Source organism: Paraburkholderia sp. MM6662-R1 (assembly GCF_050436245.1).
Classification (GTDB): domain Bacteria; phylum Pseudomonadota; class Gammaproteobacteria; order Burkholderiales; family Burkholderiaceae; genus Paraburkholderia; species Paraburkholderia tuberum.
Genome location: NZ_JBNDLV010000001.1, coordinates 4,090,728 through 4,113,624, shown reverse-complemented (window position 1 = coordinate 4,113,624; position 22,897 = coordinate 4,090,728). Strand labels below are relative to the sequence as shown.

The following is a 22,897-nucleotide window of genomic DNA, read 5'->3' as shown; positions in this document are numbered from 1 at the left end:
CTAGCGGGTGGCGACCAGATCAGGCGACGAAGATAGCTTGTGCCGGTGCAGCGCATAGAACGCGGCGGCATCGCCGTCGCCGTTCCTGATATGAACAATTCCGCGTATCGTCGCCTCCAGCGAGCAACAAACGGCTTGCCATTCAGCAGATGTCAAATGGCCGTCAGGTGTTCCGAGGCACGAGAGAAAAGTTGCGCCGAAGACGTCGAACTCTTGTTCGCCCGCTCCGGCTGTGCGCATTGCATCGAATAACGCTTCTGCAATGGTCCTGCATCCCTCGTGAATGGCTTCGTGGCATCTCTCGCACAAGGTCACAAGCATCGCGGTCGGACAGTCCCAAGGCTCAACGCCGCGGATGTAGCGTCTGTGATGGACATTCAGCGTCGATTCCGTGTCTCCGCATTCGGTGCAGGCGAAGTTATCCCGCTGCATGATCTCCAGCCGGCGACGTTGCCAGCGTGGGTCACGAAGCTTTTCTGCATAGTCGTTCGCAGACATGACGGCGCTATTCGAATGAGCACGGCAGCGGCGCAACGCGCAGCAACGCGCGTGCGCGCTGTTCCTGATCGCGCAGTTCGGCAAGACGCTCGCCAACGTGAAGCGCAATGTCCTCCGCGTTCGCGCAGTACGACCCGCGCCGCACACTCATAGTCGTCAAGCGTGCGTGCGCGCCTTGCGACGCGGATAGCGAAACGTCCCTTGATTCGGGAATCAGTCATGGTTTGCCCCTTCCAGCATTGCGCACAGAAACGCGGCCATCGCCGGCACGATGCGCCGCATGTCGGCCTGCATGGCGTCCGTCATCGCGTCATAGATCGCGATGGGATTCTTCGATAGATACCCGTCGCTTTCGAAGTCGCGCACGCGCCCCCATATCCAGAGCACGTCCTCGGGAATCCGGTTGATAGTCGCCGCGACGTCGTTGCGAATTTCGCGGACAAGCGCCGCTGTTGAGGGCTTCCCGGCGGGGTCGCGCAACGCTTCCTCGAACTGCGCTTCAGGAATCGCGGCCAGCTTCTGCCACTTCGAAGACTGATCGCGCGTCACGCCGAGATCGGCAAGCGTTTGCGGGCGGGAAGGTGTCGAATCGTGCGACACCTTGGGCGACGCGTTCGCCGGATTGACATTGCCTTTCGGCGTCGCCCGCATTTCCGCTTCGGCAAGTTCTTTCAGCAGCACGCCTGCGCGGCGTTCGGCGCGAAGGCGGATTGCGCACGCCTTACGTTCGGCGTCGGTGTTCTTCGCCTGCCTTGCATAGACTTCGAGCGCGAGTGCCCTGTCGCGAAGGTCTTTCACTTCATCGACGCGATGGCATTCCGCAATGGCGGTACACATTGCGACGTAGCGTGCATCGACCAGCGCCCCGGCGCGGGCGATCATGTTGCGGCGCACGTCGATAACCGTATCGCGTGACGCGCTGGTCAGCCTGGCTATCGCCGTGTTGGTCGCGGTCGGATTGGCTTCGATGGCCTTGCGGATCGCGTCGCGGTTGACCTTGTAGCTGCGCGGGTACGTCTTGCCGTCCGAGCCGGTAAGGCGCGCTCCTTGATCGGCTGGATTCATCGCGTCGTCCTACGGTGTCGTCACCCCGGGAAAATCGTCTGTCGCGGTAAGCATGACGAATTCCTTTACTGGATTCACGGACTAAAAATTAGGCGTAAAAAGGCATCCCGTCAATTACGCTTACTTGTATTAAGAGTGCATGCAAGTGCATGGAAGTACACAGATGTCTTTTAAAAAAAATCAAGGGGATAGGTGCATTCACTTAGGAAAACTGGATGTTTCAACCATTAACGTCAGGTTATGTCAATTCATCCTCGACACCCGCTGCGCAAGCCGCTGATGGATATGAGAATAAAAATTAAACGACCGTTCTGGAAGCGGCAACTGATAATTTTTTATGCGGCAGTGTGCTTTATATTTTTCCTTGAACTCAACCCGGCTCGACGCCTATCTTTCGATCCATGTTTCTCGGCATGGAGTGAATTGTGTCAATCGGATTTATTGAGCACTGGTCAATGCCGCATGAAGAAGGTGGGGAAAACCACATTATCCGGTCGCCAGATAGCGAAGCGGCCTATGCGCATGCCTTGACTGTCCGCGATTCGATCCTCTCGGCCCGGCCGCCGGTCATCACCGGCCAGTATCGCGACATCGAAACGGGTCTGTGGACGGTGTTCGTCCGCGTCCTGCCGGACCCGCAGCAATGAGCGCATTCGACTTTTCGCTGCTTGCCCGGCAGCCGATTGCGGAGCTTGGCCTGTCGGTACGGATCGCCAACCAGCTTCGTGCGGCCGGTATCACGTCGATAGGCGAGTTGTGCGAGCGTCGTGCGCGCGACCTGTTGCTGATGACGCACGTTGGCCCGGATTCTGTTCGGGCCGTTGCGGATGCGCTGACGCAACGCGGTCTTTCACTTAGGGAATAGACCCATGAATGCAAGGGACGACTGGCTTGCGGAGCGCCGCAAGGGCATCGGCGGCAGCGACGCCGCCGCCGCTATCGGACAGTCGCGCTATCAGACAGCCTATGAGTTGTGGCTGGACAAGACCGGGCAGACAACAGGCGAGCGCGAAGACAACGAAACAACCCGCTTCGGCCGGGCGATGGAAGCCATCGCGGCCGATATGTTTGCGCATCGCACGGGTGTGCGTCTGCGCCGTCGCAATCAGATCATCCGACACCCGAAGTACCAGTTCATGGCTGCGTCCGTAGACAGGCTCGTTGAAGGTCGGCGCGAAGGCTTCGAAGCGAAGAACGTCAATGCGGATTTCTTCCGCTTCTCCGGCGAGTGGGGCGATCAGGGTTCGGATCAGGTTCCGGTCGAATACCTGTGCCAGTGCCATCACTATCTGACGGTACTGAACTACGACGCCTGGCACCTGGGCGCGGTTGTCGGTGGCAACCGTCTTGTCACCTACACGATAGAGCGCGACCCGGAATTTTCGGAACTGCTGATCGGCCAGGAAATGACGTTCTGGACGTTCGTGGAAACCGGCGAGCCGCCGCCTTTCGACTACTCGCACCGGCATGCGGTTGAAATCCTGAAGCATCTCTATCCCGGCACGACCGGCGAAACCATCGCGCTCGATGCGGCGCTGATGGCCTGGCACAACGTTCGAGTCGAAGCTGATGAGCAGGTCAAGGCGTACCAGGCCGTCAGCGACGGCGCACGCGCCCACATCCTGCACGCGATGGGTGAGGCCGCAATCGGGCGGCTGCCCAATGGTGGCGCGTACAAACGCAAGATCGTCCACCGTCCCGCGTACAGCGTTGAGGCGTGCAATTACACGACGCTGACCTACAGCAAACCGAAGGAAGGAAAGGAGATTGCCGAATGATCGCAACAGTGGAAGAGGAACCGCGCACCCTGAAACGGTTCGAATTGAACCCCGACATGCTTGGCTACATCGAGCGCTTCTCGAACCTGATGGCGACGGCTGGCGTCACCGTTCCCGAACCGTATCGCGGTAAGCCGGGCAATTGCGCAGCCGTGACGATTCAGGCGCTGCAATGGGGCATGAATCCGTTCGCCGTCGCAGCGAAAACGCATTTCGTCAACAACCAGATCGGCTACGAGGCGCAACTCATCATCGCCGCCGTCAATACATCCGGCCTGCTGGTGGATCGCATCAACTGGGACTGGTTTGGCGATTGGGAAAAGATCGTCGGGCAGTTCGTTGAACGCGAGTCGAAGACGAAGAAAAACGAACACGGCGAGCCTGTCCGATACCGCGTGCCTGCATGGAATATCGAAGACGAAGCAGGCGTTGGCGTGCGTTGCTTTGCGACGCTCAGGGGCGAGCGCGAACCGCGCGTGCTGACGATCCTGATGAAGCAGGCGCGCGTGCGCAACTCGACGTTATGGGCGGATGACCCGAAGCAGCAGATTGCCTACCTGTCCGGTAAACGCTGGTCCCGGCTGCACGCGTCCGAAATTGTCTTTGGCGTCCGCACGCCCGACGAACTCGACGTGATCGACAACGGCATGCGCGACATGGGGCCAGCCGAAGAAGTCAGACGGGAATCCGCGGCGCATGGATCGTCGCGCACAAGTAGCGTCAAGGAGCGCATGAAGAAGAACGCGACTACACGCAATGGAGCGCCGACGCTTGACGAGGTTCTGAAGGCCATTGCGGAAGCAACGAACAGCGGCGAAATGACGGCGGCAGGCGAACTTGCTACGAAGTTGCGCACCGATCAGGAAAAGGAAATCGCGCGCACGGCATACAGCGACAAGCTCAACGCCGAACGCGCAGCGGCGCACGCGCAACCCGCGCAGGACGATCCTGCTGACGCAGGCTCGAAACGTGATCGCGGCGGCGAAGTGGCTGCAATGACGTTCGCCCAGGTCATGGAGGCGCTGGAACAAGCGGAAACGCTCGACGCGCTCGATGTTGCCGCCGACCTGATACGCACCGTGCCGGACGAAGGCCAGCGCGAAGAGCTGGAAGAGTTCTATCTAGCGAAACGCCACAGGATGGAGAGTGAGCAATGATGCGCTTCGAAAATCATCCTGTCAGGCTTGAACACATCAACACGCGCGTGGAATTTCACGGCGAAGAGGAACGGCTTGCGCTCGACCTGACCATCAAGGCGGACCTGCCGAATACTGCGCTCGATGATATGTCGCCGACGCTGCGCGGTTCGCTATATGAGGCGGATCGGCAAGTCGATATCGTTGACCCGGACAGTACGCCGGTACTGCGAAACCCACAGCTTGGCACGCTGCATTGGGCGGGCAAATTCGCTGGCGTAAAGCTCGCGCTGCGTGACGAAGATCGCGACGGCCTGGGCGACTTGCGCTTCGTGGACGCGCGCCTGGATCGCGTTCACTTCCAGCCGAAGGACGGGGGCACCTGTTCGTTCATATGGCACATCCATGTGTACCCGGACGACGAAGCGACGACAGCGCACACGGTCTATTTCCTGCGCCGGCCGCACACGCTTGGAACGATGAACGTGCCTGATCCGAACGGCATCGAAGATGAACAGGAATGAACCGGACAGCGCTCAGATTCGGAATGCGCTGAAAGCCTACAACGAATGTGGAGGCTAAAATTGTTGCGGGACAAGCATCCTGAAGCATGGCAAGCCCTGATAAATCTTCTCGCGCGCAGCGTAGCGCGCGACATGGTACGGGGTTCCCGAGCGGCGAACAACACGGAGAACGAATCGAAATGCGAGTGGCAATCTATGCCCGCTTCTCAACGGACAAACAGAAAGAAACATCGGTCACGGACCAAATAAACGTATGTGCGCGTCGCGTCGCGACGCTGGCCGAATGCGAAATTGTTGCCCGTCATTCGGACGAAGGTATCTCAGGTGGGACGCGTGTCGAATCACGTCCTGGCGGCAAGCAGTTGATGGCCGACGCGATGGCGGGCCGATTCGATGTATTGGTAATCGAAGCGCTGGACCGCCTGTCGCGCGATCAGGTCGAGCAGGAAATCACTCTGCGTCGGCTTGAGTTTCGCGGTATCCGCGTGCTCGGCGTGTCCGATGGCTACGATTCGACCTCAGGCAGCCGCAAGGTGCAGCGGACGGTTCGCGGCCTTGTCAACGAACTCTATATTGATGATCTTCGCTGCAAGACGCTGCGCGGGCAGACCGGCCAGGTTGATCGCGGGTTCGTCGCCGGTGGCAAAAGCTACGGCTACGACCTCGTTAAAGGCGAGCATGGCAGCGATTACCGCGTCAACGACGAACAGGCGAAGTGGGTGCGGTTCATCTTCGAGAAGTTCGCGGCGGGCTGGTCCACCTTCAGGATATGCGACGAACTCAACCGCCTCGGCGTGCCGTCGCCGCGCAACACAACCTGGATGCGTTCGGCGCTGTACGGCTCACCGCGCAAGGGTTCCGGCATTCTCAATAACTCGGCCTACATCGGTATCTATATCTGGAACCGCTCGCAGTGGATAAAGGACCCTGACACGGGCGCGCGCGTACGTCAGGACCGGCCGGAAAGCGAATGGAAAACCGAACGCCGCGACCACTACCGCATCGTCAGCGATGACCTCTGGCACTCAGTGCGCACGCGCATGGGCGCGGATCGCCTGAACGCCGGAACGTCGGGGGCTGGACGCGCGCCGCGCAGCCTCTTCGGTGGATTGTTGCGCTGCCCTGAGTGCGGCGGGGCAATGGTGTCAATCAATCAGCGTTACTACGGCTGCGTGACCCGAAAGGAGCGCGGCCTGCAAGCATGTCACGGCGCGAACATTTACCGCGCTGAGACAGACGAACGATTGCTCAATATCCTGCGCGATGAACTGCTGTCCGACGACGCCCAGGCGGGTATTGATTCGGCCGTGCGCCGATATTTCGCGAACGAACAGGACGATGCGGCCGGATCGGCCAGGGAGATTCGAGCGAAGGTAAGCACGCTCGACCGGCAGATCGAAAATCTGACGCAGGCGCTGGCAGAAATAGGCGTTTCAGCGGCCTTGATGGAACGGCTGAAAAAAGCGGAAGGCGAGCGTGAGGCGCTTACCCAGGCTTTGACTCGGACGAAGGTCAACAGCGAACAGTTCGCGGAAATTGCTCAACGCGCAAAGGCACGAACAACAGAACTCAGGGAAGCGTTATCGGGGGAATCCGTCGATGAAGCGCGGCAAATAATTGCGACGCTGATGGGACCGATAGAGATACAGAAGAGGGACGGTGGTTACTTCGCGTCCTATGAAGACGTTTCCGAACAGTTGCTCGTCTGTGCTGCCGGAAATCAGTCTCGAATTGTGGTTGCGGGGGTAGGATTTGAACCTACGACCTTCGGGTTATGAGCCCGACGAGCTGCCAGACTGCTCCACCCCGCGTCAGAGAAAAAAGAGTATATCGGATCGCTGACACAACGTCAAATGTTGGCGCGAAATACATATCGAGTGCGGTCGAGCAAGCGGCACATTCGCGCGGCGCGATGCGTCGCACGCGCTACGAAACATCGCAACGGCAAGTTGCACACTCCCCGCTCGCGCACGCGATAAGATGCGGGACTACCGCGAATCGGAGCAACTGGCCGGGACTTCATTCATCGAGCCTCGCCCGCGCGAACGCAACAACGCAAGAAGCTATCTTCATCGTTGAGCGGAACTTGATATGACGTATCCACCCGATGCAATTCTTGCTGCGCTGCCCGTGAAAACCTCTTTGCTCAAGTTGCGCAGGCATCGGCACCCATGCACGAGGAATCAACACGGCATTTAAATTTTTCTGCCGGGAGCACGGTCGCCCATGCTCATGCGTATTGCGCCATGAGTCGTCCCTTCGTGCTTCCAATCGATCATCTATTTGCGTAAGCAGGGATACCCGTTCACGCGATACACCATTTCTTTCAACCAAGACGGTCCATCTTGCTGCGCGCGGTGTGCGGCTTTCCTGCTCGGACGAACGCATCTTCCTGCGGCGGGTGCCGATAGTTGCCACATCAGTGAGACCGCCATGACACTTCTATCTTTGATCTCGCATCCTTCCAGGCGCGTCATCTCAGGTTCCCGGTATCGCGGCGCTTCGAAGGTCGCGGCTTCGCGCGCGAAGGGTTGAGCAACGCAATCGACCACGTCTTTAGCACGCTGCAACTGCATCGCGTAATGGCGAATTACCGGCCCGACAATCTGCGCAGCGCGCGACTCCTCGAGCGGCTCGGCTTCGAAAACGAAGGCCTCGCGCGTGCGTATCCGAAGATCGACGGCGCGTGAGCCGATCATGTGCTGACATCGCGAATCAACTCGCGCGACTGACGCCGATAGCCATGCAAGCGCCGCAGCGCGCCGCGCGGCCCTTGCTGCGCGACCACCGCCACCGCCTGAAACGCGACCGGCGCAAACACCAGCCCGAGCAAGGTCGCCGTCACGACGCCGCCGAACACGCCCGTACCGATCGACCGGCGGCTTTCCGCACCGCCGCCGCTCGCCAGCACCAGCGGCACGACGCCCAACAGGAACGCCGACGACGTCATCACGATCGGGCGAAATCGCGCGCCCGCCGCGCGTATCACCGCGCGCGTCAGCGGCACGCCGCGTAGGCTCAGGTCGCGCGCGAATTGCACGATCAAAATCGCGTTTTTCGCGGACAAGCCGATCACTGTGATCATCCCAACCTTGAAGTAGACGTCGTTCGGCATGCCGCGCATCAGCATCGCCGCAATGGCGCCGACTACGCCAAGCGGTACGACCATCAACACCGCGAGCGGAATCGTCCAGCTTTCGTATAGCGCGGCCAGCGCCATGAACACCGCCAGCAGCGACAGTCCGAGCAGCAACGGCGTCAGCCGCGCCGCCGCGCGTTCTTCGCGCGCCGCATCGACCCAGTCGAACGCGATGCCCGCAGGCAAGCTCGCCGCGAGCCGCTCCATTGCCTCCATCGCCGCCCCCGAACTGACACCGCTCGCCGCACGGCCGTTCAGATCGAGCGACGGATAGCCGTTGTAGCGCGTCAATGCGACTGGCCCGATGGTCCAGCGGCGCGTCGCAACCGACGACAGCGGCACCATCGCGCCCGACTGGTTCGGCACCGACAAGGCCAGCAGATCGGTTTCCGTCATCCGCGTCGACGCATCGCCCGCCACCAGGACGCGGCGCATCCGGCCACCCGCCGGAAAATCGTCGACATAGTGCGAGCCAAAGGTGCTGCCGAACACGTCCGCAATCCGGTCGAACGATAAGCCGAGCGCGTACGCCTTCGCGCGGTCCACGTCGAGTTCGATACGCGGCGCGTCGGGCAGATCCTCGAAATGAATCGACGCCAGCGACGGATCGGCCTTCGCGCGCTCGGCAAGCTGGTCGCGGGCGGCCTTCAACGCGTCGCGGCCCAAGCCGCCGCGATCTTCGAGCCGGAACGTGAAGCCGTCCGAATGCCCGACGCCCGGCACCGACGGCGGCAATTGCGCCTGCACGTTGCCGTCGAGAATCCGGCTGAACGACCGGTTCAACGTGTCGCGCAGCGTCATCGCATCAACGCCGCGCCGGCCCCAGTCTTTCAGCGTGACGAATGACATCGCCACGTTCTGTCCGCTGCCCTCGAAACTCCAGCCGATCACGCTTGTCACGTTCGCCACCGCCGTTTGCATGCGCAAAATCGACTCGGTCGTTTCGACGACGGCGAGCGTGCGCGCCTGCGTCGCGCCGGCCGGCAACTGGATCATCACCTGCAGCTGGCCCTGGTCTTCGACGGGCAGGAAGCCGCCCGGCATCCGCCAGTACAACGCGCCGCACAGCAGCAGCAATACGGCATACACCGCGAGCAGCGGCCCGACCCTGCGCATCGCGGCGGCCGTCATGGCCCGGTAGGCGCGCGACGCGCGATCGAAGCCCTGTTCGAAACGCGTCGAGAGGCGCGCGGCAACGCCACGCAAACCGCGTCGCGCGTCACGCTGACGGACCGATTGCGCAGGCGCGCTCAGCAGGTTCGCGCACAACGCGGGCGTCAACGAAAGCGCCATGAAAGACGAGACCAGCATCGACGCAATCATCGCGACCGCGAATTGCCGGTAAATCCCACCGACGCCGCCAGGAAAGAACGCCATCGGCACGAACACGGCGGTCAGCACCGCCGTCACGCCGACGATCGCACCGCCGATCTGTTTCATCGCTTTCAATGTCGCGTCGCGCGGCGCCAGGCCCTCTTCGTCCATCACGCGATGCACGCTCTCGACCACCACGATCGCGTCGTCGACCAGAATGCCGATCGCCAGCACGAGGCCGAACATCGTGAACACGTTGATCGACAAGCCGAATGCGTACATGGTGACAAACGCACCCATCAGCGTGACCGGAATCACCACTGTCGGCACCAGCGCGTAGCGCAGATCGCGCAGGAACAGCCACATCACGAGAAACACCAGCAAGATCGCCTCGGCCAGCGTGATCAGCACTTCGCGAATCGCAACGTTGACGAAGCGCGCGCTATCGAACGGCACCTGAACCGCGACGCCCGGCGGCAAACGGTTCGCCAGTTCCGCGAGCCGCGCCCGAATCGCGTCCGATGTTTCGAGCGCGTTGCCGCGCGGCCCGAGTTGAATCCCGACCGTCGCCGACGGCTTGCCGTTCAGGCGCGACCAGAACGTATAGTTGTCGCGGCCGATCTCGACCCGCGCGACGTCGGCAAGCCGCACTGCCGAGCCGTCGGGGTGCGCTTTCAGCACGATCTGGCCGAATTCCTCCGGCGACAGCAACTGCCCTTTGACGTTCACCGACGCGGTCAACTGCTGGCCGTCCACCAGCGGCGCGTCGCCGAGTGTGCCTGCCGCGACGCTCGCGTTTTGCGCGGCAATCGCGGCGTTGACGTCGGACGCGGCGAGGCCGAATTCGCGCAGCTTCATCGGATCGAGCCAGACGCGCAACGCTTCGTCGGCGTCCCACAGTTGCGCGGAACCGACGCCCGGCGCGCGCTTCAGTTCGCGCATGATGTCGCGGCTGAGGATGTCGCTCAGTTGCGCGGAATCGCGCGTGCCATCGGTGGACGTCAGCGCGACCAGCATCAGGAACGTGTTGGCGGCCTTGAAAACGCTGATACCCTGCTGCACCACCTGTTGCGGCAAACGCGGCTCGACCTGCTTGAGCCGGTTCTGCACGTCCATCATCGCGATATCGGGGTTGGTGCCGGGCGCGAAGGTCGCCGCGATTTCAAGGTTGCCGAGGCCGTCGCTGGCGGTTTCGTAGTACAGCATCCCGTCGGCACCGTCGAGACTTTCTTCGATGATGCTGCCAACGTTCGCATCCACGGCTTCCGTCGATGCACCCGGATAGACGGCGTCGATCACGATACGCGGCGGCGCGAGTCGTGGATATTGCGCGACCGGCAGTTGCGTCAACGCGAGCGCGCCCGCGATGATTACCGCAAGCGCCAGAATCCACGCAAAGACCGGTCGGTCGATAAAAAAGGCGGCCAAGGCATGCTCACGCGTGTGGGTTCGGTGCGAGCGCGACCGGCGAAGCGAACACCGGCGCATCGGCGAAACGGGCCATATGGAATGCATCGACCAGCTTGCCGTCGCGCATCGCGAACGCTGGCGAGCGTCCTTCCTCGACGAAGCCGAAGCGCTGGTACAGAGCGATCGCGCGGTGGTTGTCGACGAACACGGTCAACTCCAGCCGACGCAGGCCGAGCAGCGTATCCGCGCACTCGACGGCCGCCGCGAGCAGCGCCGTGCCGACGCCGCGCCCGACGTAATCGTCATGCACGCAGAGACCGATTCCCGCGCAATGCGCCATCCGGTGCATGCGCGGCAACACGTCGATCATCCCGACCACGCGACCGGCCGCCTGCGCGCACAGCCCGAGCGTGTTCGCGGGCATTTTTTCGAGCCAGCTCCCGACCGTCGCGTTCGAGCGATACGGCGTCTGCAACGTGCCATGCCGCGCGCCGGGGCAGTTCATCAACGAAGTGATCGCGTCGAGGTCGGACACTTCGCGGGCGCGGATAATCACATGCGCCGTGTCGGGTTTCAACGAGACGTTCATACGGCCGCCTCGATTTCCGCTTGCAGATGACCCATCGGCGCGCGTAAGCGGCCCATGAACACCGAGTCGATCAGCATGCCGTCGCGCAGCACGGCGCCGCGAAAGGTCGCTTCGTGCGAAAAACCGAACTTGCGATACAGCGCAATCGCGCGATGGTTGTCGGCGAACACGTTCAGCTCGAGACGGCGCAGCCCGTACCAGTTGTCGGCGGCATCGATCAGTTCGGCCATCAGCCGCGTGCCGACGCCCTTGCCCTGCCAGTCGTCGTGCACGCTGATACCCAGCCAGCCGCTATGCGCGCGGCGCAGCGTGCCCGGATGCAGATCGGCCGAGCCGACCAGCGTATCGCCCACCAGCGCTGCAATCGCCATCGACGGCGCCGCGAGCTTCGCGAGCCAGCCTTGAGTCTGCTGCAAGGTCGGATACGGACGCATCGGGTTCTGGCGCATCACACCGGGGCATGAACGCAGCGCGTGGAATTGCGCGGCGTCGTCCGGATCCAGCGGCCTGATGCTCATCTCGACCGGTTCGGCCCCGAACCGTGTCGTGCTCTCAAATATTGTCTTTGGTTCCGTCATTGTTATGGCCTTCAATCTGTCATCGGAAACTCACTCACAGCGTCAGTTCGAACGAGCGTGCCAGCAAGCCGGGTAGTTTCCAGCCGCCGGTCTGCCGCTCGCCCTCCGTTCCATCGTTCAGCAGCAGTTCCGGCTCGGCGTCGAGACGTTCGAGTTCGCTCGACAGCAAACGGTACAGGCTGTCGTCGAAACGCATCGCGTCGACCGGCGCGACGATCTGGCCGCGTTCGACCCAGAACGTCGCGAAACGCGTCATGCCGGTCAACCGGCAATTCATCCGGTCAGAAAAATTCACGTACCAGAGATTGCCGACATACAGCCCGGTATCGAGTGCGGCAAGGATATCGGCGGCGTCGAGATCGCCGCCAGCCATCGCCAGCGACTCGGGCGTTTCGCCGGCGAGCGCGCCGTTCGGCGTCAATCCGTATTCGCGCGCGCTACGGGCGTTGGTCAGTTGCCCGGCGTTGCGGCCGTCGTGAATCAACGGCACGCTGTCGCGCTGATAACCGTCTTCGTTGAAGCGCGGCGTGATATTCAGGCTCAGGTCTTCGGTCATCGACACGCGCGGATCGAGCGCGACTGCGCCGCTGTGCAGCCGGTAAAACGGGCTGCGCGCGGTGGCGTTCGCGCGCGCGGAAAACCCGCCCCACGACGCCGTGCCGACCAGTTCCAGCATCGCCGCCGGCGCCAAATACGTGCGATACCGCCCCGGCGACAACGCGCGCGGCGTGTGTCCGAGCACCGGCAAACGTGCGGCGGCCTGTTCGACCTTCGCGGCGAACACGCTGTCGTCCCAGTGGTCGCCGGTGTACGTGCTTTTGATCGCACGGCCGCTCGGGTCGTACAACGACCAGCTAAAGCTGAAGTTGCTGACTTCGTACCAGCCGCGACTGCCGCGCGACGACGCGAAGCCGCGCACCATCGAGCCACCGGCATAGAAGCCGACGAAATCGAGTCCGCGCGCGCTTTCGGTGGCGATCCGCAACAGTGCGTCGGGCGCGGGCAGCTTGCCGCTGCGGCGCGTCGATTGGGTCCATTGGGTGGCGTCGTACAACAGATGCGGGTCGTCGGGCGCATCGCGCAAGCCGTCGCGCAACGTATTCAGCGCATCGGCGATATCGCGCAGGTCCGTCGCCGGATCGCCGCATACCGTGAAGCTCGAATACGCCTGCCTGGCGCCGTCGATCAGGCGGACGGTCAGTTTGCCTTGCGACACCTGGCCGATCTGCCGAACCTTGCCACCGTTGAAGCGGATAAAGTCGGATCGCTCCGCCGACAGCCGCGTCAACGCCACTTCGTCGCCGCTGAGCAACGTGTCGATCGCATCGGCAAGCAGCGCGAAATGCGCGTGCCAATCCGGCGACTGCGCGTTCGAGGCGAAATCGAAGCCGCTCGATGCATTGACTGCATTGACTGCATTGGTTGTAGTCATCGCGCGCCTCCGAATACATCGACATGCGTGAACACGCACGGCGGCGACGCATGGCCGACGCGCACCACCTGCGTCGGTTCGCCTTTGCCGCACATCGACGTGCCGAACACTTCGCGCGTGCCGGCATTGCCGACCGCGCTCAGACTGCGCCAGAAATTCGCGGATATGCCGCGATAATTCGGTTGCCTGACGATTTGCGTGAGCTTGCCGTTTTCGATCAACTGGCCGAACTCGCAGCCGAATTGAAACTTGTTGCGGTGATCGTCGATCGACCACGACGTATTGGTGCGCATCAGGATGCCGTGTTCGATGCCGGAAATCATTTCGCCCAGCGTGCTGGTTCCCGGTTCGATATTCAGGTTCGCCATCCGGTCGATCGGCGCGCGATTCCAGCTCGACGCACGCGAATTCGCGACGCCCGCCATCTTTGCGCGCTGTTGCGACAGCGCGCCACCGAGCGGACGTTCGAGCACGCCATCGCGAATCAGATACTGTTTGCGCGCTTCAGTGCCGTCGTCGTCGAATGCGTACGACGCGGCTTCTTCGCGCAACGACGGATCGAATGTCACGTTGAGCAGTTCCGAGCCGTAACGGTAAGTGCCGAACATCTCCGGCTTCACGAAACTCCATCCGGCGAAGTTGCGTTCGTCGCCGAGAATCCGGTCGAGTTCGAGCGGATGCCCGATCGATTCGTGAATCTGCAACATCATCTGATCGGGCATCAGCAGCAGGTCGCGCGGACCAGCCGGACAGTTCGGCGCGGCCAGCAAGGTCAGCGCGTCGGTGGCAAGCCGCACGCCTGCGCCGTCGAACGCGTAGCGGTCCAGCACTTCGACGCCGCCTTGCGCGAGCGTGCCGTAATTGCCGCCGAGCGTGCGCACCTGCGTGTCGCCGTTCGCGTGCGCCGCGACGCTCATTTCCGGCATCACGAGGCAAAAGCGCTGGTCGATTCGCGCGCCGTCGCTGGTCAGATAAACCTGTTCGGTGCGCGTGATCTGCACGGATGCCGTGCGCTCGACGATCCGCTCGTCGATTTTCGCGGCGGCGCATTCGTGCGCGAGACGCGCGAGCCATTCGCCGCGCGTCGGCAGCGGTCGGTCGGCATTGGGCGAGACATACGCGCCGCTGAGCGCTTCGCGCGACACCGCGCGATGGTCGATCAGCGATGCGCCGGCGCTCGCCAGCGCACGTTGCGTCGCGATATCGAGCGCAGCCTGCAAGCCCGCGATGGACAGATCCGTGCTTGCCGCATAGCCTGCGCCCGCGCCGGCCCACGCGGTCAGCATGGCGCCGCGTTCGCGCTGCGTGCGCAGCGGCTGCGCGACGTCGTTGCGCACTTCGTGGTCGTCGATCTGTTCATCGACAATCCGTAAGGACCAGAACGCCGCGGTGCTCTTCAACGCACGGGCGGCCTGCGTCCAGCGCGATTCACTCATTGCAGCACCTCGGGTTCGTCGTGCTCCGGCGCGATCATCGACGCGGCGAGCAACGACTGCGTATAAGGATGTGACGGCGCATGCAGCACATCGAGCGTGTCTCCCGCCTCGACCACGCGGCCGTTCTTCATCACGATCACGCGATGCGCCATCGCACGCATCACCGCCAGATCATGGGTGATCAACAGATAGCTTAACCGGTACTTCTTCTGCAAGCCCGCCAACAACTTAAGCACCTGTTGCTGGATCGACACATCGAGCGCGCTGGTCGGTTCGTCGAGAATCAGCACTTCCGGTTCGACCGCCAACGCACGCGCGATCGCTATGCGCTGCCGCTGCCCGCCGGAAAATTCGTGCGGATAGCGCAGCATCGATTCGTGCGGCATGCCCACTTCTTCGAGCATCGTCCCCACCCGCGCGCGGCGCGTGCGCGCGTCGATTTCCGGCCGGTGCACCTCGATCCATTCCCCGACGATCTGCTCGACCGTCATACGCGGCGATAGCGACCCGAACGGGTCCTGAAACACCACCTGCATCCGCGAGTACAACGCGCGGCGCGAGTTCGCGCCACGCAAAGCCGACAACGGCGCGCCGTCGACATGGATATGACCGGCGGCGGGCCGTTGCAGACCGAGCAGCGTCGCCGCCAGCGTCGATTTTCCGGAGCCCGATTCGCCGACCACGCCGAGCGTCTCACCGCGACGCAGCGTCAGATCGACGTCGTGCACTGCGCGAAACGTCGAACCGCTGAACAGCGAGCGCCAGCCTTTCGCGGCCGTCCGGTAATCGACCGCGAGGCCTTGCACCTCGAGCACCCGACGCGCGTGCGGTTCGATCGGCCCGATCTCGCGATGCGGTTCGCTGTCGAGCAATCGCTGCGTGTAAGGATGCTGCGGCGCTGCGAACAGCGCCTGGGTCGTATTGGTTTCGACCAGCACACCCTTTTCCATTACCGCCACGCGTTGGGCGAAGCGGCGCACGAGATTCAGGTCGTGCGTGATCAGCAGCACCGCCATGCCGCGATCGGCGGCTTCCTGTTCCTGCAACTCGATCAGCAGATCGACGATCTGCTGACGCACGGTGACGTCGAGCGCGGTAGTGGGTTCGTCGGCGAGCAGCAGGCGCGGACGGCACGCGAGAGCCATCGCGATCATCGCGCGCTGGCGTTGTCCGCCGGATAGTTGATGCGGGTAGCTGTCGATCCGCCGTTCCGGCTCGGGAATGCCGGTACGGCGCAGCAGTTCGATGCCGCGGGCGCGCGCCGCGTTCGACCGCAAACCCTCGTGCAAACGCAGGCTTTCGGCGATCTGCTGACCGATCGTGAACAGAGGATTGAGCGCGGTCATCGGCTCCTGAAACACCATCGCGACGTCGGCGCCCCGAATCCCGCGCATCTGCTGCTCGGTTTTCCGTAATAGATCGACGCCGTCGAGACGGATCTGGCCGCTGGTCTGCGCATGTTCGACGAGACGCAGGATCGACAGCGCCGTGACGCTCTTGCCCGAACCGGATTCGCCGACCAGCGCAACCCGCTCGCCGCGCCCGATCGTCAGATTCAGTTCGCGAACCGCGACCTTGTCGCCGAAACGGATCGAGAACGTGTCGATTTCCAGCAAAGGCTTGTGCAACGTTGCATCGCTCATCACTTTCCCCCGCCGAACGCCGACCCGCGCGAACGCGTGTCGAGCGCATTGCGCAACGCGTCGCCCATGAACGTCAGCAGCAACAACGTGATCACCAGCGCGGCAAACGCAGATACCGAAATCCACCATGCGTCGAGGTTGTTCTTGCCCTCCTGAAGCAGTTCGCCCAGGCTCGGCGTGGGCGGTGCGACACCCAGCCCCAGAAAGTCCAGACTCGTCAGCGACAGAATCGCGGCGCTCATCCGGAACGGCAGGAAGGTGATCACCGGCGTCATGCTGTTCGGCAGCAGATGACGCCAGATGATCTGCCAGTTGCTCAAACCCATCGTGCGCGCGGCGCGAACGTAATCGAGCGAACGGTTGCGCAGGAATTCGGCGCGCACGTAGTCGGACAGCACCAGCCAGCCGAACATCGACAGCAGGATAAACAGCAGCCACAAACTCGGCTCGAAGATCGACGCGAAGATGATCAGCAGATACAGGTCCGGCATCGAACTCCATACTTCGATCAGGCGCTGCCCGATCAGGTCGGTGCGGCCGCCGTAAAAGCCTTGCAACGCACCCGCCAGCACGCCCAGCACGATACCCGACACCGTCAGCGCAAGCGCCATCAACACCGACAGCCTGAAGCCGTACAGCAATCGCGACAGCACGTCGCGGCCGTATTGATCGGTGCCGAGCCAGTTGGTCGCGGACGGCGACGCCGGAAACGGCCGCGTCGCGAAGTAATCGATCGTGTCGTAGTGGTAGTGATTCGGCGGGTAGATCGCGAAGTTGCCTTTCTCCGTCAACTGCTTGCGGATAAACGGATCGAGATAGTTCGCGCGGGTCGGAAAATCGCCGCCGAACATCGTTTCCGGATAGTCCTTCACGATCGGAAAATAGTCATGGCCGTCGTAACGGACCATCAGCGGCCGGTCATTCGCGAGCACTTCGCCGAGCAGGCTCAGCACGAACAGCGTCGCGAACACGATCAGGCTCCAGTAACCGAGCTTCTGCCGGCGAAAACGCTGCCATACGCGTCGCCCAGGCGACACGGACACCGGCAACGCGCCAGGCGGCAGCTTATCGGTCCAGGCTGTTGAACTGGATGCGGGGGTCGACGAGGACATAGCAGACGTCAGCAATGAGTTTGGTCACGAGACCAATCAGCGTGAACAGGAACAGCGAACCCAGCACGACCGGATAGTCGCGGCGGATCACCGAGTCATAAGACAGTTGGCCCATGCCGTCGAGCGAAAACAGCGTTTCGATCAGCAGGTTGCCGTTCAGGAAGGCGCCGATAAACGCGGCGGGCAGTCCGGTCAGCAGCGGAATCGCGGCGTTGCGCAATACGTGCTTCCACAGCACGTCACGCTTGGGCGCGCCTTTCGCCCGCGCGGTCAGCACATATTGACGACCAATCTCTTCGAGAAACGTATTCTTGGTCAGGATCGTGACGATCGCGAAGTTGCCCACCACCGACGCCGTCACCGGCAACACGATGTGCCATAGATAATCGAGCACCTTGCCGAACGCGCTGAGTTCGTCGAAGTTATCGGACGTGAGGCCGCGCATCGGGAAGACCTGCCAGAACGTGCCGCCGCCAAACAGCATCAGCAGCAGCACGCCGAACACGAAGCCCGGAATCGCGTAGCCGGTCAGCACCATCACGCTGGTGGCGGTATCGAAGCGCGAGCCGTTGCGCACCGCTTTCGCAATCCCGAGCGGCACCGACACGATGTAGGTCAGCACGACCGTCCATAACCCGAGCGTGATCGACACGGGCAGTTTCGAGCGGATCACCGCCCATACGCTCTGATGGTGATAGTAGGACTGGCCGAGATCGAAACGCGCGTAGTCCCTCAGCATCTTCAGATAGCGCGTCAGCGGCGGTTTGTCGAAGCCGAACTGCTTCTTGATCTGCTCGATCTGCTGCGGATCGACGCCCTGGCTGCCGTGATACGCGCTGCCGCCGCCTCCGCCTTCGCCGCCGCGCTGCTGGCCGTGACGCAACTGCGTCATCATCTGTTCGACCGGGCCGCCCGGCACGAACTGCGTCACGAAGAACGTCAGCGTAACGACGCCGATCAGCGTCGGGATCATCAGCAGCAGACGTTTGATGATGTAGATAAACATAAGCCCCTCACTTCGCCTCGGCGGTATTGGCCGCAGCGGACGGCGTCTTGCGATACCAGTAGCTGACGATCCAGTCCTCGCCCTGGAAACTGACCGGCGTCACCGTCGGGTAGCCGAGGGCGCTTTTGTACGCTATGCGCGTATCCGGCGCAAAATATTCGGGCACCAGGTAATAGCCGTTGATCAGCACGCGGTCGAGCGCATGGGTCGCGGTTTCGAGTTCGTTCAGCGTGCTCGCGCGCATCACCGCGCGCACCAGCGCATCGACCGCCGGCGACCTCACGCCCGGATAGTTTTCCGAGCCGACCTGGGACGCCGATGCGCTGCTGAAACGACGCTCCAGTTCTGACCCAGGAATCGTCACGCGCAGATAGATGAACGTCGTCATATCGAACTCGAAGTTGTCGATCCGCTTCTGATACAACGCACTATCTATCTCGCGCATATGCGCATCGATGCCGAGCAGTTGAAGGTTGCGCATATACGCCAGCAGTACGCGATCCATGCCAGGCTGATCGTCGATGATTTCGATCGACATGGGGTTGCCGTGCGCGTCGCGCAACTGGCCGTCGCGCACCGTCCAACCCGCTTCGGCGAGCAGGCCGCGCGCTTCGCGCAGGTTCTCGCGCAACGTGTGCGGCGCAATCGTGTCGGCCTGCCTGACCATTGGACCGAACACGGCCGCCGGCAAACTCGCGCGATACGGGTCGAGCAGCTCGAGTTCGGCATCGGTGGGCACGCCTTGCGCGGCGAACGGGCTATCGTCGAAGTAGCTGTTGGTGCGCCGGTACTGGCCGTAAAAGGTCATCCGGTTCAGCCAGTCGTAGTCGAACGCGAGTGCAAGGGCATGCCGCACCCGCACATCCGAAAACATCGGCCTGCGCGTGTTGAACATCAGCCCCTGCATCTGCGCGCCGTGATCCGGAAAGAGTTTGCGCTGCAACGCGCCGTTATCGAAGATTCTTGCCGATATAACGGCGCGCCCATTGCATCGAACTGTATTCGACCATCACGTCGGTATCGAGCGCTTTCAGCGATTCGAGCTGCGTGTAATGATCGTGATAGAGCTTGAACGCGACGCGCGCGAAATGGTACATGCCGCGCCGCGACGGCAAATTTGCGGCCCAGTATGCCGGATTGCGACTGTAGACGATCTGCGTGTCGTTCTTGCGCTGCTCGATCAGATACGGGCCGCTCGACACCGGCGGCACGTTGGTCAACTGATCGAATGCGATGCGCGTGCCGTTGGCTTGCATTGCCCACTTGCGCGAGAAAACCGGCAGGTCGCCTGCGATCAACGGCGCGTCGCGTTCCACGTGCCTGAAGTCGAAGCGCACCCGCGACGGGTCGAGCACCGTGGCGCGGCTGATCACCGCGAACTGCGAGTTGAACAGCGGCGATGCCTGCGGGCTGGTCAGCGTATCGAACGAATACTTGACGTCGTCGGCGGTAATCGGATCGCCGTTCGAAAAGCGCGCTCGCGGGTCGATATGAAACACCGCTGATTTGCCATCCGGCGCCACCTCGACGTCGTCGGCGATCAATGCGTATTCCGACGCGAGTTCGTCCCAGCTGCGCTGCATCAGCGTATCGAACATCAGATGCAGGATGTCCGGCGCCGGCGCACCACGCGTCAGGAACGGATTCAGCGAATCGTAGCTTTGCGCTTCGTCGTAGTTCTGGAAAACCAGCGTGCCATCGGTCGGCGCATTCGGGTCCGCGTAATCGAAATGCGTGAACCCGGATGGATACTTCGGCGCGTCGTACTGCGCGATCGACGCCCTCGCGAACACGGGCGCGGTCGTCAACGGCACGACCAGCAGCCCCGCGACGAGCGTCACCGCAACCCGCGCCGCGAGCATCTTAACGACGTGCGCGCGCGGGCTTCGAAACCTGTCGGTTGTCATCATGCGTGTCTGGACGCAATCGGCTCGTAGCCGATGCGCGATGCTTCGAAACCGCGCGGGCGGCGGCGGGTAGCCACCGCTCGCGCGGTTCCGGGTTGAAGGCCGGATGGGTAAATTGCGAAGGCCGGAAGTTCGCGTCGAAGCTGAGCTTATTCGTCGTCGTTACTCGTCGTGGTTACTCGTCGTCGGACGGTGTGGTCTTGAACGAGAACTGAACTTCGCCAACATACGGCTCGGCATTCTTCTCGCACTTGTACGCCTTGCCTGCGGCAATCACGGCTTCGTTGAACACCGACGTCGGCGGCGTGACGCGCATGATCTTCACGTCGCTGACCTTGCCGTCCGTACCGATCGTCAGATGCGCGATCACGTCCGCCGAAATACCGTCCGTCAATGCCTTGCGCGGAATCACCGGCTGCACCGACTGGCAATGACCGCGGCCGTCCACCACGCCATGCAGCGCGGGCGGCGCCGGCGGCGCGGCCGGTGCCGGAGCGGGTGCCGGCGCAGGCGTCGGCGAGGCGATCGCCGGAGCGTTCGGAGCCGGATTCGCCGTGGGCTGGATCACCGGCTGCGGCGTCGGTCGCGGCGGCGGCGGCGTCGGGGTCGGCTTCGGTATTTCGTGCTTCGGCTGCGCTTTGGGCGGCGCCGGCGGCGGCTCCAGCTTCTTGACCTCGGGCGGCGGCGGTGGCGGAGGCGGCGGCGCAATCTGCACGCGCATCTCCTTCGGCGGGGGAGGCGGCGGCGGCTGGAACTTCATGTGCGACACGCCCAGAATCACCAGCGCCTCGACCAGCACCGCAACGCCGATCGCCAGCTTCATGGGCATGCGACCGTGATGCGCCGGCGTCGTCGATGCCCAGAGTGCACCGTCCAGGCGGTTTTGCGGATCTTTCATGTCGATGGCCGGTGAACTCATGTCGTCGGGTTCGTGGCCAATGCAACCGAACTGATGCCCGCCGCGCGCACCAGGTCCATCACCTTGACGATATTCTTGTAGCTCGTGCCTTCGTCGCCGGCAATCGCGACATCTACTTTCTTCGAGTCGTGAACCAGACCTTGCAGACGCGCGGTCAGTTCGTCGGGCGTCACGGGCTTCGAATCCAGATAGATTTCATCCGTCTTCGTCACGCCGATCGATAGCTTGACGGTCTGCTGCAACTGCTCGGCGGTGCTCGATTGCGGCAGGTCGAGCTTGATGCCTGTGCCCTGGATCATCTTCAGCGTCGCGAGCATGAAGAACACCAGCAGGAACATCATGATGTCGATCATGGGGATGATCTCGATGCGCGCTTTCTCTTCACCGCCGAGGTAATGGCTGCGATGGTTTCGCATGGTCCGTCTCCTTGAGTGCGGGCGTCAGACTGCGAAGCGCGATACGAGCAGCGACTTGATGAGGTCGAACTGGTTGACCGTCATCCGGATACGCTTGTTGAAGTAGTTCAGGAAGATCACGCAGATGATCGCGATGGTCAGGCCGCACGCGGTGGCCGTCAGCGCGTGACCGATGCCGCCCGTCACGCCGTTCGGGTTCGCGGTGCCGCTGGTGCCGAGCACGTTGAACGATTCGACCATGCCGATGATCGTGCCAAGCAGACCCAGCAACGGGCCGAGCGTCACGGCCGTGTCGAGAATCCACAGGTTACGGTCGAGACGCGGCAACTGGAACATGATCGTTTCCTCGATCTCGCGTTCGACCACGGCTTCACTCTTGCCCTTCACTTTCATCGCCGACTTCACGAGTTCGCCTTGCACGGTCTGCTTGTAGTGCTCGGCCACTTTGGCGGCATCTTCGGGATTGGCTGCATCGACGAGTTTCAGGTCATGTTCGAGGGTCTTGCCGGCACGCACGGCACGCGAGAAGAACATGAATCGTTCGATGATGATCGCGATGCCGAGCAGGAAGATGAACGCGAGGAGAGGGATCAGACCCATCGACTGGATCGAGTAGTTAATGAGGGTATTCAGCACTGCGGACTCCGGTTAGTACAGGCTCAAGCGGCCGTTGAATAACGGTAGGTTTCGAGATGCCGGCTGCCTTGTGAGTCGCCGGCTAAAGGCCCGCCACCTATGCAAAGCCCGTACCAGGTCAGGCGACTGGTTTCTCCGTAACGAGCGTCGCCAGTCCTTTACACGGGAAGCTTTGCCTTTTATTTCATGGACTTGCCGAGCGCGACAAAGATCTCGCATGCCCGCGGCTTGCGTGGCGCCCGCGCACGCATATAGCAAAATAAATTGGTTTTTGTAATTGGAGTAAGTCCGCTTTCCAAGACTTATTCTGCCAAAGCCTTTAATTCCCTATTGCAGAAATGGTGCGAAAAGTCGCACTT

Annotated in this window: 20 protein-coding genes, 1 tRNA gene and 1 pseudogene; 7 read left to right on the top strand and 15 right to left on the bottom strand. The window is 62.2% G+C overall.

Going from position 1 to position 22,897, the window contains the following annotated elements; genetic code table 11:
• The gene (locus tag OKW39_RS19470; protein WP_429563282.1) at positions 1-498 is read right to left on the bottom strand and encodes an HNH endonuclease; all 498 of its coding nucleotides are present in this window, start codon (positions 496-498) and stop codon (positions 1-3) included.
• A 213-nt stretch (positions 499-711) separates the two neighbouring features.
• Entirely contained in the window at positions 712-1,563 is an 852-nt protein-coding gene (locus OKW39_RS19465) for a hypothetical protein (protein ID WP_429563281.1), read from the bottom strand.
• A gap of 425 nt (positions 1,564-1,988) precedes the next feature.
• Between OKW39_RS19465 and OKW39_RS19460 the strand changes: the two genes are divergently transcribed.
• The 6 genes from OKW39_RS19460 (at position 1,989) to OKW39_RS19435 (ending at position 6,779) form a co-directional block, all read left to right on the top strand.
• On the top strand, positions 1,989-2,210 hold the full coding sequence (locus tag OKW39_RS19460; protein ID WP_429563280.1) for a hypothetical protein: 222 nt from the start codon (positions 1,989-1,991) through the stop codon (positions 2,208-2,210).
• On the top strand, positions 2,207-2,428 hold the full coding sequence (locus OKW39_RS19455) for a DNA-directed RNA polymerase subunit alpha C-terminal domain-containing protein (protein WP_429563279.1): 222 nt from the start codon (positions 2,207-2,209) through the stop codon (positions 2,426-2,428). The genes OKW39_RS19460 and OKW39_RS19455 overlap by 4 nt, the downstream gene beginning before the upstream one ends.
• A 4-nt stretch (positions 2,429-2,432) precedes the next feature.
• Positions 2,433-3,341: a YqaJ viral recombinase family protein gene (locus OKW39_RS19450; RefSeq protein WP_429563278.1), complete on the top strand. Its 909-nt coding sequence runs from the start codon at positions 2,433-2,435 to the stop codon at positions 3,339-3,341.
• Positions 3,338-4,498, top strand: a complete 1,161-nt coding sequence (locus tag OKW39_RS19445; RefSeq protein WP_429563277.1) for a RecT family recombinase — start codon at positions 3,338-3,340, stop codon at positions 4,496-4,498. The genes OKW39_RS19450 and OKW39_RS19445 overlap by 4 nt, the downstream gene beginning before the upstream one ends.
• Positions 4,495-5,001, top strand: coding sequence for a hypothetical protein (locus OKW39_RS19440; protein ID WP_429563276.1), 507 nt, complete (start codon positions 4,495-4,497; stop codon positions 4,999-5,001). Before OKW39_RS19445 ends, OKW39_RS19440 begins: the two co-directional genes overlap by 4 nt.
• An 86-nt stretch (positions 5,002-5,087) precedes the next feature.
• Entirely contained in the window at positions 5,088-6,779 is a 1,692-nt protein-coding gene (locus tag OKW39_RS19435; protein ID WP_429563504.1) for a recombinase family protein, read from the top strand.
• Here OKW39_RS19435 and OKW39_RS19430 read toward each other — a convergent pair.
• A tRNA-Met gene (locus tag OKW39_RS19430) sits at positions 6,736-6,812 on the bottom strand. The two genes, OKW39_RS19435 and OKW39_RS19430, sit on opposite strands and share 44 nt — an antisense overlap.
• Positions 6,813-7,445: 633 nt before the next feature.
• On the opposite strand from OKW39_RS19430, the gene OKW39_RS19425 reads away from it, so the two are divergent.
• Positions 7,446-7,691 (top strand): GNAT family N-acetyltransferase, encoded by a 246-nt coding sequence (locus OKW39_RS19425; protein WP_429363815.1) that lies wholly within the window; start codon positions 7,446-7,448, stop codon positions 7,689-7,691.
• A gap of 5 nt (positions 7,692-7,696) precedes the next feature.
• On the opposite strand, the gene OKW39_RS19420 is transcribed toward OKW39_RS19425, so the two are convergent.
• The 12 genes and pseudogenes from OKW39_RS19420 to OKW39_RS19365 form a co-directional block, all read right to left on the bottom strand.
• On the bottom strand, positions 7,697-10,882 hold the full coding sequence (locus tag OKW39_RS19420; protein ID WP_429563275.1) for a multidrug efflux RND transporter permease subunit: 3,186 nt from the start codon (positions 10,880-10,882) through the stop codon (positions 7,697-7,699).
• Positions 10,883-10,889: 7 nt separating this feature from the next.
• The gene (locus OKW39_RS19415; protein ID WP_429363596.1) at positions 10,890-11,453 is read right to left on the bottom strand and encodes a GNAT family N-acetyltransferase; all 564 of its coding nucleotides are present in this window, start codon (positions 11,451-11,453) and stop codon (positions 10,890-10,892) included.
• On the bottom strand, positions 11,450-11,971 hold the full coding sequence (locus OKW39_RS19410; RefSeq protein ID WP_429334886.1) for a GNAT family N-acetyltransferase: 522 nt from the start codon (positions 11,969-11,971) through the stop codon (positions 11,450-11,452). Before OKW39_RS19410 ends, OKW39_RS19415 begins: the two co-directional genes overlap by 4 nt.
• A gap of 94 nt (positions 11,972-12,065) precedes the next feature.
• On the bottom strand, positions 12,066-13,463 hold the full coding sequence (locus tag OKW39_RS19405; RefSeq protein ID WP_429334887.1) for a TldD/PmbA family protein: 1,398 nt from the start codon (positions 13,461-13,463) through the stop codon (positions 12,066-12,068).
• Positions 13,460-14,899 (bottom strand): TldD/PmbA family protein, encoded by a 1,440-nt coding sequence (locus tag OKW39_RS19400; protein ID WP_429563274.1) that lies wholly within the window; start codon positions 14,897-14,899, stop codon positions 13,460-13,462. Before OKW39_RS19400 ends, OKW39_RS19405 begins: the two co-directional genes overlap by 4 nt.
• Positions 14,896-16,542, bottom strand: coding sequence for an ABC transporter ATP-binding protein (locus tag OKW39_RS19395; RefSeq protein ID WP_429563273.1), 1,647 nt, complete (start codon positions 16,540-16,542; stop codon positions 14,896-14,898). Before OKW39_RS19395 ends, OKW39_RS19400 begins: the two co-directional genes overlap by 4 nt.
• Positions 16,542-17,654, bottom strand: coding sequence for an ABC transporter permease (locus tag OKW39_RS19390; RefSeq protein ID WP_429363592.1), 1,113 nt, complete (start codon positions 17,652-17,654; stop codon positions 16,542-16,544). Before OKW39_RS19390 ends, OKW39_RS19395 begins: the two co-directional genes overlap by 1 nt.
• Complete coding sequence (locus OKW39_RS19385; protein ID WP_090800838.1) at positions 17,608-18,660, bottom strand: microcin C ABC transporter permease YejB; 1,053 nt, start codon at positions 18,658-18,660, stop codon at positions 17,608-17,610. Before OKW39_RS19385 ends, OKW39_RS19390 begins: the two co-directional genes overlap by 47 nt.
• Positions 18,661-18,667: 7 nt before the next feature.
• Positions 18,668-20,567 (bottom strand): annotated as a pseudogene (locus tag OKW39_RS19380) (extracellular solute-binding protein).
• 175 nt (positions 20,568-20,742) lie between these two features.
• The gene (locus OKW39_RS19375) at positions 20,743-21,486 is read right to left on the bottom strand and encodes an energy transducer TonB (protein WP_187612970.1); all 744 of its coding nucleotides are present in this window, start codon (positions 21,484-21,486) and stop codon (positions 20,743-20,745) included.
• Positions 21,483-21,902, bottom strand: coding sequence for an ExbD/TolR family protein (locus OKW39_RS19370; protein WP_090800842.1), 420 nt, complete (start codon positions 21,900-21,902; stop codon positions 21,483-21,485). The genes OKW39_RS19375 and OKW39_RS19370 overlap by 4 nt, the downstream gene beginning before the upstream one ends.
• Positions 21,903-21,926: 24 nt before the next feature.
• Positions 21,927-22,538, bottom strand: a complete 612-nt coding sequence (locus OKW39_RS19365) for a MotA/TolQ/ExbB proton channel family protein (protein WP_090800844.1) — start codon at positions 22,536-22,538, stop codon at positions 21,927-21,929.
• Positions 22,539-22,897: the final 359 nt, after the last annotated feature.

What these genes read in the sequence shown, in the direction of transcription:
- OKW39_RS19470 (WP_429563282.1), bottom strand. Translation starts at nt 498, where the DNA reads ATGTCTGCGAACGACTATGCAGAAAAGCTTCGTGACCCACGCTGGCAA.
- OKW39_RS19465 (WP_429563281.1), bottom strand. Translation starts at nt 1,563, where the DNA reads ATGAATCCAGCCGATCAAGGAGCGCGCCTTACCGGCTCGGACGGCAAG.
- OKW39_RS19455 (WP_429563279.1), top strand. Translation starts at nt 2,207, where the DNA reads ATGAGCGCATTCGACTTTTCGCTGCTTGCCCGGCAGCCGATTGCGGAG.
- OKW39_RS19450 (WP_429563278.1), top strand. Translation starts at nt 2,433, where the DNA reads ATGAATGCAAGGGACGACTGGCTTGCGGAGCGCCGCAAGGGCATCGGC.
- OKW39_RS19445 (WP_429563277.1), top strand. Translation starts at nt 3,338, where the DNA reads ATGATCGCAACAGTGGAAGAGGAACCGCGCACCCTGAAACGGTTCGAA.
- OKW39_RS19440 (WP_429563276.1), top strand. Translation starts at nt 4,495, where the DNA reads ATGATGCGCTTCGAAAATCATCCTGTCAGGCTTGAACACATCAACACG.
- OKW39_RS19435 (WP_429563504.1), top strand. Translation starts at nt 5,088, where the DNA reads ATGGCAAGCCCTGATAAATCTTCTCGCGCGCAGCGTAGCGCGCGACAT.
- OKW39_RS19415 (WP_429363596.1), bottom strand. Translation starts at nt 11,453, where the DNA reads ATGAACGTCTCGTTGAAACCCGACACGGCGCATGTGATTATCCGCGCC.
- OKW39_RS19410 (WP_429334886.1), bottom strand. Translation starts at nt 11,971, where the DNA reads ATGAGCATCAGGCCGCTGGATCCGGACGACGCCGCGCAATTCCACGCG.
- OKW39_RS19405 (WP_429334887.1), bottom strand. Translation starts at nt 13,463, where the DNA reads ATGACTACAACCAATGCAGTCAATGCAGTCAATGCATCGAGCGGCTTC.
- OKW39_RS19400 (WP_429563274.1), bottom strand. Translation starts at nt 14,899, where the DNA reads ATGAGTGAATCGCGCTGGACGCAGGCCGCCCGTGCGTTGAAGAGCACC.
- OKW39_RS19395 (WP_429563273.1), bottom strand. Translation starts at nt 16,542, where the DNA reads ATGAGCGATGCAACGTTGCACAAGCCTTTGCTGGAAATCGACACGTTC.
- OKW39_RS19390 (WP_429363592.1), bottom strand. Translation starts at nt 17,654, where the DNA reads ATGTCCTCGTCGACCCCCGCATCCAGTTCAACAGCCTGGACCGATAAG.
- OKW39_RS19385 (WP_090800838.1), bottom strand. Translation starts at nt 18,660, where the DNA reads ATGTTTATCTACATCATCAAACGTCTGCTGCTGATGATCCCGACGCTG.
- OKW39_RS19375 (WP_187612970.1), bottom strand. Translation starts at nt 21,486, where the DNA reads ATGAGTTCACCGGCCATCGACATGAAAGATCCGCAAAACCGCCTGGAC.
- OKW39_RS19370 (WP_090800842.1), bottom strand. Translation starts at nt 21,902, where the DNA reads ATGCGAAACCATCGCAGCCATTACCTCGGCGGTGAAGAGAAAGCGCGC.